Origin of the sequence: Streptomyces sp. GbtcB6, from assembly GCF_019091475.1 — a bacterium.
GTDB classification, from domain to species: domain Bacteria; phylum Actinomycetota; class Actinomycetes; order Streptomycetales; family Streptomycetaceae; genus Streptomyces; species Streptomyces hyaluromycini.
Genome location: NZ_JAGXJL010000007.1, coordinates 268,371 through 280,382, shown reverse-complemented (window position 1 = coordinate 280,382; position 12,012 = coordinate 268,371). Strand labels below are relative to the sequence as shown.

General features: G+C 71.2%; 13 protein-coding genes and 2 pseudogenes. 10 read left to right on the top strand and 5 right to left on the bottom strand.

Annotated elements, in window-relative coordinates:
- The first annotated feature begins 20 nt into the window (after window positions 1-20).
- Window positions 21-248, top strand: a complete 228-nt coding sequence (locus tag KVT45_RS15125) for a hypothetical protein (protein WP_217547689.1) — start codon at window positions 21-23, stop codon at window positions 246-248.
- A 55-nt stretch (window positions 249-303) separates the two neighbouring features.
- Here KVT45_RS15125 and KVT45_RS15120 read toward each other — a convergent pair whose 3' ends face one another.
- Window positions 304-1,098, bottom strand: coding sequence for an FHA domain-containing protein (locus tag KVT45_RS15120; protein ID WP_254646778.1), 795 nt, complete (start codon window positions 1,096-1,098; stop codon window positions 304-306).
- Between the two features lie 157 nt (window positions 1,099-1,255).
- Here KVT45_RS15120 and KVT45_RS15115 point away from each other — a divergent pair, with 157 nt between their 5' ends.
- The 6 genes from KVT45_RS15115 (at window position 1,256) to KVT45_RS15090 (ending at window position 8,763) form a co-directional block, all read left to right on the top strand.
- The gene (locus KVT45_RS15115) at window positions 1,256-2,884 is read left to right on the top strand and encodes a serine/threonine-protein kinase (protein ID WP_217547687.1); all 1,629 of its coding nucleotides are present in this window, start codon (window positions 1,256-1,258) and stop codon (window positions 2,882-2,884) included.
- Between the two features lie 503 nt (window positions 2,885-3,387).
- Window positions 3,388-4,278 (top strand): phosphotransferase, encoded by an 891-nt coding sequence (locus KVT45_RS15110; protein ID WP_217547685.1) that lies wholly within the window; start codon window positions 3,388-3,390, stop codon window positions 4,276-4,278.
- 79 nt (window positions 4,279-4,357) lie between these two features.
- The gene (locus KVT45_RS15105; RefSeq protein WP_217547790.1) at window positions 4,358-6,253 is read left to right on the top strand and encodes an ABC transporter ATP-binding protein; all 1,896 of its coding nucleotides are present in this window, start codon (window positions 4,358-4,360) and stop codon (window positions 6,251-6,253) included.
- A gap of 83 nt (window positions 6,254-6,336) precedes the next feature.
- Window positions 6,337-6,729 carry an NUDIX domain-containing protein gene (locus tag KVT45_RS15100; protein ID WP_217547683.1) on the top strand — a complete coding sequence of 131 codons (393 nt, stop codon included), beginning with the start codon at window positions 6,337-6,339 and terminating at the stop codon, window positions 6,727-6,729.
- A gap of 34 nt (window positions 6,730-6,763) precedes the next feature.
- On the top strand, window positions 6,764-8,035 hold the full coding sequence (locus KVT45_RS15095) for a protein-L-isoaspartate O-methyltransferase (RefSeq protein WP_254646777.1): 1,272 nt from the start codon (window positions 6,764-6,766) through the stop codon (window positions 8,033-8,035).
- A 101-nt stretch (window positions 8,036-8,136) separates the two neighbouring features.
- The gene (locus KVT45_RS15090) at window positions 8,137-8,763 is read left to right on the top strand and encodes a class I SAM-dependent methyltransferase (RefSeq protein WP_308310731.1); all 627 of its coding nucleotides are present in this window, start codon (window positions 8,137-8,139) and stop codon (window positions 8,761-8,763) included.
- Here KVT45_RS15090 and KVT45_RS56280 read toward each other — a convergent pair.
- Window positions 8,669-8,962, bottom strand: a pseudogene (locus KVT45_RS56280) (hypothetical protein); the annotation flags it as partial. The gene KVT45_RS15090 and the pseudogene KVT45_RS56280 sit on opposite strands and share 95 nt — an antisense overlap.
- Here KVT45_RS56280 and KVT45_RS58400 point away from each other — a divergent pair.
- Window positions 8,916-9,014 (top strand): hypothetical protein, encoded by a 99-nt coding sequence (locus KVT45_RS58400; RefSeq protein WP_368857551.1) that lies wholly within the window; start codon window positions 8,916-8,918, stop codon window positions 9,012-9,014. The pseudogene KVT45_RS56280 and the gene KVT45_RS58400 overlap by 47 nt on opposite strands.
- A 138-nt stretch (window positions 9,015-9,152) precedes the next feature.
- Here KVT45_RS58400 and KVT45_RS15075 read toward each other — a convergent pair whose 3' ends face one another.
- The 3 genes and pseudogenes from KVT45_RS15075 to KVT45_RS15065 form a co-directional block, all read right to left on the bottom strand.
- On the bottom strand, window positions 9,153-9,632 hold the full coding sequence (locus tag KVT45_RS15075; protein WP_254646776.1) for a hypothetical protein: 480 nt from the start codon (window positions 9,630-9,632) through the stop codon (window positions 9,153-9,155).
- 177 nt (window positions 9,633-9,809) lie between these two features.
- A pseudogene (locus tag KVT45_RS15070) lies at window positions 9,810-10,175 on the bottom strand (integrase); the annotation flags it as partial.
- A 28-nt stretch (window positions 10,176-10,203) separates the two neighbouring features.
- Entirely contained in the window at window positions 10,204-10,419 is a 216-nt protein-coding gene (locus KVT45_RS15065) for a hypothetical protein (protein WP_254646775.1), read from the bottom strand.
- Window positions 10,420-10,730: 311 nt separating this feature from the next.
- Between KVT45_RS15065 and KVT45_RS15060 the strand changes: the two genes are divergently transcribed.
- Together KVT45_RS15060 and KVT45_RS15055 are read left to right on the top strand one after the other, a co-directional pair.
- Window positions 10,731-11,528, top strand: coding sequence for a hypothetical protein (locus tag KVT45_RS15060; protein WP_217547680.1), 798 nt, complete (start codon window positions 10,731-10,733; stop codon window positions 11,526-11,528).
- 8 nt (window positions 11,529-11,536) lie between these two features.
- On the top strand, window positions 11,537-11,821 hold the full coding sequence (locus KVT45_RS15055) for a hypothetical protein (RefSeq protein WP_217547678.1): 285 nt from the start codon (window positions 11,537-11,539) through the stop codon (window positions 11,819-11,821).
- Window positions 11,822-12,012 lie beyond the last annotated feature (191 nt).

Genomic DNA, 12,012 nt, shown 5'->3' with positions numbered 1-12,012 from the left:
GACCAGAAGAAAGGCAGGCCATGCCCAAGGAATCCGCACACGGAGACATCCACACCGGGGACGTCTCCGGCACCTTCGTCGTAGGCGACAACAACCGCGTGACGAACACGACGCGTCACCCTGAACGGCCGCAGCCGCAGCAGCAGATCTCGGCGGAGGACCAGGCAGCCGTCTTCGCGGTCCAGGACGGCACCATGCACGTCACGTACAACGCCGCAGCCGAGCGTGAGGCGGAAGCGGAACGCTGAGAAACGCCGCGTGCCCCGGCCGACGATCGGCCGGGGCACGCACCCTGCGATCCGCTCAGTCCTTGCCGGCCAGCAACTCCAGATCCTGAGCACTCAGCGTCGCCGTCTTCAGCAGTTCCCTGATCAGGTTGACGCTGAGTGTCGAGCCGACAGGCTCGCCGACCTCGTCGCGCAGCAGTCCGCGCACGCCCCGGCGGTGCAGCCGTTCGCGCACGTCCTCGACCGTGTTCGCGACCGACTTGTAGGTCCAGGACTTGGTCGCGTAAGGGGACGCGTTGACCAGACGGGCGGTGTCCTCCCAGGCCAGCGGGAGCGGGAAGGCGTCGTGTCCCTCCAGGTAGCGCCGGGCGAGCGCGGTGAGCACCAGCCGCTCCTGCGGAGAGAGCTCGTAGACCGTCTCGGGATCCACGGTCTCCGCACCGCTGGTGGAACGGGGGTGCCGGTCGTCCTCGTCCACGACGCGTACCTCCACCAGGTGGGAACGCCGCTTTGACGAGTTGATCACCAGCGGGGTGTACCCGGACTCGATGAGCCGCTTGTGGCCGGTGAGCATCAGCACGCCGTCGGGCAGTTCGACCGGCAGGTTGCCGGTGTTGAGCAGCCACCAGTCGCCGTCCGTGCCCGTGCAGGTGAACACGCCGTGCCGACGGCTGACGGTCGGGTCGTCGACACCGACCGGCACATGCACGTCCTCGCGGTCGCGCCCGAACAGCAGCGTGTACCTGCGCGGCGGCACCGCATAACCGCCCTCCGGACCCAGGACGAAGATCGTCCCCGGCGGCGCCGAGGGCACTCTGTCGGAGGGGCTGCCCGGCGGCAGCATCTGGGGTGGGAAGTTTCCGTACGCCATATCGCATACCTCCGGCTCGGATCGCGTCAGTGTAGGAGCGCACCCCGAGGACCGGTCCTCCCGTACCTGGGGCATGGCCGCTGTCAACTCGCATTGCAGGGGCCTGACTTGTTGGATAGCCTGCCCGCCGTGAGCGCGAGCGGCCGGGGAACTGCTGATGGTGGATAGCACGATCGCCGAAGCGCTCGGCCCGGACGATCCGCAGGAGATCGGCAGCTTCACCATCATCGGCCTGCTCGGCGTCGGCGGCATGGGCGAGGTCTACCTCGGGGCGTCCGACAAGGGCTACGCCGCCGTCAAGCGCGTCCGGTCACGGCTGGTCTCCAGCGAGCGCTTCGAACGCGAGGTCGGCATCCTCTACCGGGTGCCGGCCGGGGTCGGGCCGCGGGTGCTGGCGAGCGACGGTACGGCGGAACGTCCCTGGTTCGCCACCGAGTACGTACCCGGACTCACCGTGGACGAGGCGGTCCGGCTGCGCGGTCCGCTGCCCGCCGAGGCGCTGTGGCTGCTGCTGGCCGAGGCGGCCGCCCAGCTGTCGGCCGTGCACGCGTGCGGGATCGCGCACCGCGACGTCAAGCCCGGCAACGTCATGCTGGTGCGGGACGGCGTGAAACTCATCGACTTCGGCATCGCGCGCGCCGCGGACCAGGCGAGGCTCACCAAGAGCGGTGGCAGCTACGGAACGCAGGGATTCTCGGCACCGGAACAGCAGGCCGGGGACGAGGACGTGGGCGCGCCCGCGGACGTCTACTCGCTCGGGGCACTCCTGCTCTTCGCGGCCTCGGGGCGCACGCCCGGCGTCGTCCCCGACGTCGAGCCGCTGCGCGCCGTGGACGCCGGCCTCGCCGCCGTCGTCGAGTCCTGTCTCGCGACCGGCCCCGGAGCCCGCCCCACCGCCGGCGAGATGGCGGAGGCGGCCCGCGCGCACCTGCCCGTTCCGCCGCCCTCCTGGCCTTCCGAGGTCATGTCCCGCATCGCCTCGCGGCGTGCCTTCGCCGCGACGCCGGTCGGCAAGCTGGAGACCGTCCCGCCGCCGGACCTGGCTGCGGATCCGGCGCCCGGGACCGCGCCCCCGTCCGCCGCGTCACCTCGCCCCGCACGCAAACGCCTGCTCCTGCTCTCGACCGCCGCGGTGATCGCCCTCGGCGCCGTCGCGGCGTTCGTACTCACCCCGTCCGATGCCCCGCGGCACGGCACTGCGCAACCGTCCGGCAACGCGTCGGCCACCGTCGAGTCCGCGGCCGGGACGGCACACACCTCCTCCGCGAGCCCAAGCCGTTCGGCCTCGCCCACCGCCACGTCCTCGCGCCCGACCCCGGACGTACCGGCCGGCACGCACACGACCGTCCCACCGAGCGCGGCCGGCACGAGTTCGCCCTCCGGCACCGTCGCGACCGCCGCGTCCTCCGCACCCCCCGAACACCTCACCTCGTCGTCGATCAGCGGAGTCAACGGCAGCGACGACCCGGCACAGGTCAAGGGCTCCGAGGCGGACACCTCCTGGTTCGGCAACGACGCCGCCTGCTCCGCCTGGCTGGACGACAACGGCTCCGGAGAGCTCGCCGGCGTGCTCAACACCTCCCTGAACCAGAGCTGCGGCGCCGAGCTCTACCGCAGCGACGGCATCGCGTACACGTTCCAGGCCCGCTGGGGCGCCGCCAAGACGAGTTTCATCTCGGACGTCGGCCACACGATGTGGATCTGCGTCTGGAACGCGAGCGACCGGTCCGACGAGCAGTGCTCCGCCCGTTTCGGCATGAACGGACACACCCCCGTCAAGCAGTGAAGCAGAGGGCACAACCCGCGGGTCCCCCCGAGTCGGGCAGGGCCCGTCCCCTCAGCGACTTCAGCCCCTTGGGTCACTTGCGTATCCGGTAGCGGCGATTCGGCCATGTTCCGCGGCCCGGGAAGCGTGCTGGACGGCGGTCGGCGAGACGCGACCCCCGAATTCACGCGGCTGGGGATCCGACTCAAACACGCGTGTTCGAGTCGGGCCGTCGGGTCGTTGTCCCGGTCATCATCAGTCATCTCCAACGCGGTTCAAATACCGCGCTGTTGGCGGTATCCGGGACGCTCGCGCCCCGGCATGCCTCTGTCGTCCCGTCGTGTCGTCGCTCGGCCAACCATCGGAGGAATCATGAATCCCGTCCCTGTACCCCTGCTCGCTCATCCGGTTGCCGCGCGCCCCGAGGCCGTCCGGGCAGCCCATCGGGACCACGCGGTGGCCGCGACCGGCAGCACCCCGGCGTACGCCCTGGATACGCCACGCCTGACACCGAGGTGGGGGGCATGACCGAACAGCAATCACCACCGGCACCCGTCATGGCCTGGGCAGAACGAACCCTGGGCCCGCTCGCCGTGCTGCGCGGCGCCGCGGCCGACCCGTCGCTCGCACATACGTGGCACGTCGTACGCACCGGTGACGGTGCCCGTCACCACGTCAAGATCGCCCTGAACCCGGGCGCCTTCACCCGGGAGACCTTCGCCCACCGGCACGCCGTGCCGGCCCTCGGCCCCGGTGCGGCTCCACGCCTGCTGGCCACCTCCGCCGCGCACCTGGCTCTGATCGTGACGGCCCTGCCCGGCACGCCACTCGACCGGCTGCGGCTGAGGGAGGCCACGCTCAGGACGGTCCACTGGCGGGCCGGCTCCCTGCTCGCCCGGCTGCACCAGGCCGGAAGGCACACCGGCACCGCGCACCACGATGCGCCGACGGACCTGACCCGTCTCGCCGACGAGGCGGCCCGTCACCTCGACACGGTCAGCGACCGCCTGTCGACTGACGAACAGAAGCTGGTCCTGGCCCTCGCCGACCGGCTGCGCTTCGTCGGCCGGCTGCCCCTCGGCTACATCCACGGTGGCCCTCTCGGCTCAAGTCTCCTCCGGTCCGCCGACGCGCAACTGGCCCTGCGCGACTTCGAGTCGGCACGGTTCGCCCCCGTCGTCCTCGACTTCGTCCACCTCGCCTGCGGGCCCTGGATCGCCCAGCCACCCCTGCGCACGGCATTCTTCGCCGGCTACGGCCGCACCCTCGGCCCCGACGAACGGCTTGCACTGAGCTGTCTGACGGCCCTCACCGCCGCACGCCGGCTGGCAGCAGCGCACGCCCTCGGCGACCAGGTCGCGGTGGACACCTGCGAGGCCGTACTCGACCGGGTGAACGACGAGGTGAGCGTGTGACGCCCGTACCCCCGCTCGGCTTCACAGACGATCAGGGCCGCTGCCCGGACCGTGCGCGAGGAGGGAGCCGGTGAGCGTCATGTCCCGGCCGGAGCAGGCGAGCGGCGCGGTGGGGGCCGGCCGGGTGCCGCCCCCACCGCCCGCCCAACTGCACTACGGCGGCAAGTACAGCAAGAACCCGCTGGAAGAGACGGGCTTCGCGCAGTTGGTCCGGCGGCTGCCGTCGGTGCTGGCGCGGACCGCGCGGATGGCGTGGGCGATCGACCGCGTCGCCGTGCTGCTGCTGGCCGGCTGTCAGCTGGCCATCGGTGTCGGCTCCGCCGTCCAGCTGACGGCGACCGCGCACGCGATGCGTGCGGTCTTCGGCACCGGGGCGGTCGCGGGCCGGCTCCACCACGCGCTGCCCGCCCTGGTGGTGATCGCGCTGGCCGCGATCACCGGGCGGACGGCGAGTGCGCTGTCCTCGTACGCGGACGGGCGGATCACGCCCCGGCTGACGACGGAGGCGGACAGTGCCCTGGTGGCGGCGGTGTGCGGGATCGAGGCCGCCGCCCGTGCCGAGGACGGCTGCGCCGACCGGCAGGAGGCCGCGGAGATGGGGGTGGTCCGCAGCCACGTCATGATCCAGGACGCCAACCGGCTCACCGCCGCCGTCATCCGCCTGGTCACCGCGAGCGGAGTGCTGACCGTACTGCACCCGCTGCTGCTGCCCCTGCTGCTGCTCGCCGTCGTCCCTGCCGGTGCCGGCGCGGTCCTCCAGGCCCGGGTCACCTACGAAACCCACTACGCCAACGTCGGCGACCGCAACGTGAGGACCAATCTGCGAGGCTGGGCCACCTCGGCCAAGTTCACCGACGAGATCCGGGCCAACACGATGACCGGCTACCTGACCTTCTGGTACCGGGCCATCTCGGAGCGGATCGACGCGCGCACCCTCGCCGCCGCGCCCAGGATGCTGAAGATCAACCTGGCGAGTTCGGCGATCAGCGGAGCCTTTCTCGTGGCCACCTGGGCTGCGCTGGCCTGGCTCGTGTCCACGGGAAGGATCGAGCCGGCGATCGCCGGGACCGCGGTCGTCGCTGTGCAGACCACGCTCGGCGCCCTGTCCCAGCTGGTCATCTACGGCGCGGCGATGTTCCACACGTCGCTCTACCTCGCCGATTCGGACTCCTTCCTCGACTATGCCGCCCAACACGCTCCGAAACGAGGCCCGTCGGCGGTCGGCGGGCAGCTGGAGGACCTCACCGTCACGGAGGCCGTCTACCGCTATCCCGGCAAGGAGAAGCCGGCCGTGGACGGTGTCTCGCTGACGGTGCGCCGGGGCGAGGTCCTCGCCCTGGTGGGGGAGAACGGCTCAGGGAAGTCGACCCTGGTGAGGCTGCTCGCCGGAATCTTCCTGGCCGACAAGGGCACGGTCCGCTGGAACGGCGAGAGCGTCACCGACCTGGACCCCGACAGTCTGTGGAGGGTGTCCGGGCTGGTGCCGCAGCACTTTGCGCAGTGGCCGCTGTCCGTGCGGGACAACGTCACCCTTGGCCAGCCCCGGGAGGAAGACGACCACCTGGTGCGGGAGGCGCTGGAGGCGGTAGGTCTCACCGAGGCGGTCCAGGACCTTCCGGCCGGTCTGGACACGCTGCTCGCCCGTGAGCTGTGGGGCGGCAGCGAACTGTCCGGCGGGCAGTGGCAGCGCCTGGCGTGCGCCCGGGCGCTGTACCGGCGGGCGGGGCTGCTGTTCCTGGACGAGCCGACCTCGGAGATGGACGCCCGCGGCGAGTACACCATCCTCCGGCAGATCAAGGCCCACACCAGCGACTGCATCACCGTCCTGGTGACCCACCAGCTGGTCAACACCAAGATCGCCGACCGGATCCTCGTCATGAAGGACGGCCGGATCGCCGAACAGGGCACCTACGACGAACTCGCCGCCGGAAACGGTCTGTTCGCGGAACTCCTGGCCCTGTCCACCAGCCGCTGACACCCAAGGAGGGGGCCACGCCGGCTCCGCCGGACGCGGCCCCCTCCCCCCGTCCCTCGCTCCTGTACACATGGAGGGTTCTCATGGTCGAGCCGCCCCGGCGCATCACTGTGGATGCGCTTCCGGCGCACCCCGACGGCTGCTGTCCGCTGCACCTGCGGGATACGGACAAGCCCCTCCACAACTCGGGGCGATGGTCGCTGCCGGACGGCCGTCAAGTCCCCGGGGAAAGCCCGGACGAGGCGATCGTCCGCGAACTGCAGGAACTGACCGGCCTGCGCATTCCTGACCTGGTGCCCTTCGCCTTCCGGGCGCGAGAGTGGTCGGGTGAGCCGCGCGTCATGGAACCGGACAAGTGCGGCGGCCGGGAGTGGGGGCCCGTCGAAGCTCTCCCAGAGCCCACCGTCGCGTACACCCGCGCCGCGATCGACGGCATCCGCCACGGCCGTCCCTGCGCCGAGACGGGCTGGACCTGACATGCCTTCCCGCGCCGTTTTTGGAGAGAACGCCATGTTCGAAACCACACCACATGCCGCCGCCGAGGCCATGGCGCCGACCCCGGGCGCCACTTGGGACGCGGAGGCGTCCAAAGCGCGGGCGGCGATGGTGGCCCGCCTGGTCGAGTCCGGCGACCTGTCGCCCGGCCCGGTGGCCGACGCTCTGCTCATGCTGCCCCGACAGCGGCTGATGCCGCAGGCGTACGTACGGCGCAGCGCCCCCGACGAGACACCGCCCCGCTGGGACCTGCTGGACTGGTCGCACCCTGAGCACCGGCCCGAACTGCTGGGCGTGCTGCACAGCGGCGACGGCGTCGCCGTCCAGCACGACGGAGAACCCCTCCTCAACCGCCGTGCCGGCGGCCGCTCGGGCGGCGCGATGACCGCCATGTCCAGCGTCATGGGAATGACCGCCCGCCTTCTCGACGAGCTGGACCTGCGCCCGGGGCAGCGTGTGCTGGACGTCGGCACGGGCGCCGGCGTGACCTGCGCCGTCGCCTGCCTCGTCGCCGGGGACGCGGACGTGGTCAGCATCGACTGCGACGACCGTGTCACCGAAGGCGCCGCCGCGCACCTGGCAGCTCTCGGCCTGCGGCCGACGGTGGTCACCGGAGACGGCGAGCGGGGCCGGCCCGAGCGGGCGCCGTACGACCGTGTGCTGGTCTCCTTCGCCGTGCCGCGCGTCCCGGTGGCGCCCGTCGAACAGCTCGCACCACAGGGGGTGCTGCTGGCCACGGTCGGCACCAGTTCGCCGTCGTGGCCGGGACTTGCCGTGATCACGAAGACCGACGCGGGCGTGGTCCAGGCCGAGCTGAGGGCGGCGGAGTCCGGGCACCGTGCAGGATGGGGCCGGGACCGCCTCTCCCTGTCCGCGGCATTCCGCGAACAGATCAGCGCCGGGGGCGGAGTGGCCACCCGCGGTCACCGCCCGCCGCCCGAAGCCGAAGCGCGCGGGATGTGGCTGGCACTCGACCACCTGCACCCCGGCCTGGTCCGCGCCTTCGGCGCCCCTGGCCTGCAGATCGGCTCTCCGGCCTGCGGGTCCTGGGTCCGCGTCAGCCTCGAAGGCGACGGCACCTGCACCGTCACCTCGTCCGGACCGCGCGCCATCTGGGAGGAGATCGAGGAAACCGCCGCCCGCTGGCAGGCTGCCGGCGAACCCGCCCTCTACCGGCTGGAGTTCGCCTCCGACGGGACGCAGTGGGCGAGCGCCGGACACGGCGGCAACCGGCTGTCATGGCAGCTCACCGACCACCGCCCGGACAGGACGAGGGACGCCCGATGAGCCGATCCACCCCCAGAACCCCGACGACGGGAGCCGACCGCGCGGGCGGTGAGCTCCCTTCCGGGCAGGCGGCTGAACAGGACAAGGCAAGGAGCCTTCCGGTGGCCTTCACCACGCCCGACGAGTGGGATGCCCACTACGCAGACGGCAAGACCTTCCGGCACCTCGGCGCCGTCGAGTGTCGGCTGCCGGCCGAACACGTTCCGGCCCCCGACCAGGGCCTCGCTCTGGACGTGGGCTGCGGCCTGGGCGAACTCGCCGGCCACCTCGCCGACACCGGCTACACGGTCGACGCCGTCGACTTCGCCCCCGCCGCCCTCAACCACGCCCCCACGACCCCGGCGGTCACCTACCTGGTCCACGACATCGAACGCGACGGCACCGACGGTCTGCCCCACCGGGCGTACGACCTGATCACCATCCGCCTCGTCTGGGCCTTCGTCCGCGACCGCACCCGCGTGATGAACCGGCTGCGCGAACGGCTGCGCCCCGACGGCACCCTCGTCGTCATCACCCCCACCACCGCGAACGTGCCCGACGACCGGCGCGACATCGCCCTCGACGAGGACGAACTCGGCCTGCTGTGCAAGGGATGGCGCCTCGCTGAACGTCACGATGCCGACGGGCTCGCGTTCATCGTCCTGCGCGACCCCGTCCCCGGCACTGCAAGGACCTCAGCCTGCACGAGTACTCGGACGGCGCTGACGCGAGCCTGGTCGGTTGGGTGAGGGCACATCCCTGCTGAGCGTGGGGTGGCTCGCTGAGGGGTACGAGTTCCCGCTGGGCGACGTCTCCGAGGCGGTGCCTTGTCGGCGGCGCCAGGCGGGGCAGGAGGTCTGGCGGCGCTCGCCGAGGTCGGTGATGGCGGCCGAGGATGTCGATGTCGCGGGTCATTCGACGTGCGCCGAACTGGGCGAGTAGCAGGCCACCCTTGAGGACGAAGTGCTCCCGGCCCAGGGGCGAGGAGGCCAGGCGGTAGACGAACCGTTCGAGGACGTACTCGACCATGACCTCGTCCGTGGACCGGCTGTTGCGGCGGGCCAGGTTGCGCAGGTCGTTGTAGACGCGGCCGGCGGTGGTGTCGCGGGTGGGGTTGGCCATCAGGCGAGCACTGCCTCTACGGCGGGGCGGACGACGGAGAGAGCGTCCAACTCGTGTGCGATGTGCTGTAGTTCGCCAACCCGCCGCGTCCGTTCCGGCGCAGGTGGCGGCCGAGCGCGGACAGGGCGAGGGTCTCGCCGAGGCGGCTGCGGTGGCGCATCGCGTCGACGACGCTGCGGGCTGCGTTGTACATGGGGATGGTCTCTCGCGGGGTTGCTTCGAACCGTTCGATACCGAGGTCGAAGGTCTTCGCGGCGTACTGCGCCATCACGGTCGGCGGGTAGGAAATCGTCGGTCGGCGTGTACCGCGCGGAACGGCGATGTGTACTGCTGCGGGGATGTCGTCGATCAGCTCATGCAGGGCCGGGGCGGATTCACCGCACACGACGGCGCGAGGGGCCCGTCCGCACACGGCCGGCAGATCCGCGTGCGCCGTCTCCGGGGCGTCTGCCCGCCGGTACACCCCACGGGACAGTTCGTCTATCTCCGCTTCCATGACCAAGCGCGTACATCCAGTGGTGGGCGAGCGGCGTATCCGGCGTTGATCATGTGTTGCGAACCCGCAGGTCAAGAGGCCTTTCTATGGGGACTTCCCGGAGACTTCCGCCGTGCAAGCAGGAAAGACCCCCTACAGCGCCGAAAGAGACGAACGCACAGGTCAGGGCCCCTTTCCCTAGCACTCGATGATGTTCACCGCGAGCCCCCCGCGCGCCGTCTCCTTGTACTTGACGGACAAGCGGGCGCCGGACGTGACAAGCCCCTTGACCTGCTGGTTTGCTGGGATTTTCTTGATCCAACCGGCCAGTGGGGACTTCTCGGGGATTTTCGGCTGGTGGCGGTCCTCCAGCCATGCGTCCATGGCGGCGAGGCCGCGCCGGCCCGCGCCGGGCATGAAGTGGGCGTAGTGGTCGAGGGTGACCTTCGATGTCGAGTGTCCGAGCCACTTGGAGAGGCTGACGATCGACTCGCCGGCCTCCAGCTGCACGCTTGCGTAGGTGTGCCGGAGTACGTGGAACATGTCCTCGCGCGGGGCGGCGTAGAGGGGGACGCGGCGAATGCGGCCTCCGTCACGCCGTACTGAAGCGGACGTAGGTGCCGAACGTCTCTTCCTCCAGCAACCGCCGGAGGCTGCGCTGAGCGGGCACCGGCAAGGCCTCGCGCTCCAGGGCCCGCTGTAGTTCGCTGCGGACCATGTCGAGCTGGCGCCGGCGGGCCCCGCCAGCGACCAGGTCGTCGAGGAGCCTGTCCAGCGCCGTGATCGAGGAGAACTCCGTCTGCGACACGGGCCGATTGTCGCGTACCTCCGGCATGCCTCGCCGCGGACGGGAGGGGTTTCTGGACTTTCTGGACCCCCCTACGCGCGGGCGCGCGGGACATCCCGGCGGTCGCCACGCCGGAGACGGCGCCATGGGCAGCGACGGGGCCCGGCGCCCAAGCCCAGGCTCCCGACACATTGCTGCCGCCCGGCAATTCGTCGGCGGCATTGTCCGGTCGAAAGTCTCCCGGAAAAAAAGTTCACGGATCCGTGTGGGGTTTCCACTTCGTCGTGCCCTAGGAGCGCAGCATTATGAACTTCCAGTACGAGGATAGTTGCATGTCAATCATGAAATCGGTGTACGACGGGGAGCCTGTCGACGGCGAACCCGCCGAGGAGCACGGCTCGGAGGCCGAGTCGGAGGCGGTCACCCGTGACCGCGTGCTCTACGCCGGGCTGCGCACGGTCGGCTTCGCCGGCCCCCTCTACGACGTCTGGGCCGGACAGATGTGGACCTACGCCATCCGGATCCTCACCGGCTGGCTGCGCAGCGGCGAGATCTCGGAACAGTGCGCCCGCCGCCGTATCCGCATCTCCATCAACTCCGTGGAGCTGGAGATCTTCGAGCGCAACGAGGAGGTGCGCTCGACCCTCGCGATCGAGACGGTCATGTCGGCCGGCCCCGACTTCCGGAAAGCGGCCCTGTGCGAGGGCGGCTGGGACCCGGACAAGGGCGCCTGCATCTTCACCTACTTCGTGGGGCGGTGCCTGTTCGCCTTCCGCGACGTCTTCAAGAAGTGGTCCAGGCAGCGCAAGCGGCGCCTGGCCGAGGTCGCCGAGGGGCTGGGCGGCCTGGTGGAGACGCCCGCCCGGGGCGCCGGGGCCGACCCGTTCCGGCGGATCGCTTTCAAGGACACGCTGGAGCGGATCCTGGCCGAGGCGACCCCGGTCGCCGTCGCGATCTGTCTGCTGGCGTACACGGAGCCGGATCTGACCTACAAGCAGATCGGCGTGCGGCTGGGCGGGATGACGTCCCGGGCCGTCGAGGGACAGCTCCACCGGCTGAAGGCCACCGCCCACCGGCTGGCCCGGGAAGGGAAGATCGACTACCCGGGACCGTGGGGGGCCGGTCGGTGAACACCGGAATGCGCACTGCGTTGTCGGGCGCCGGAGGTCTTGGCGGCGTCCTGGTCAGCCACCTTGCCGGAGCTCCGTGGTGGGCGATCATCGGGTGCATAGTGCTGCTGCTGGTCGTCGTCGGCGTGCAGAGCGTGTTTCCCCAGGACTCCGCCGACCGTCTGGCCTGGTGGAAGGACCGGCGCCGATACCAGGCCCGGCGGGACCGCCCGCCGGCCGCGCTGCCCCCGCAGACGACCAGGGAGTCGGCCCCGCCCGCGGCCGACCCGGGACGCGCACGCGGGCGCAGATGACCCGGGCGCCCTGGACCGCGGACCGAACCCGCCGTCGTCCACGCCGAGTTCGGCACGGCCCCGCCGTCATGAGCGTGACGTCGCGACCACCCCCTCGTTGGTCGTGCGAGGCCCTGCGGGAACGGCGACCCGCCTCGCCGCCCCGGGGACGTACGGGCCGTGCAGGGTCCGACCCACCTCGGGCACTGCAC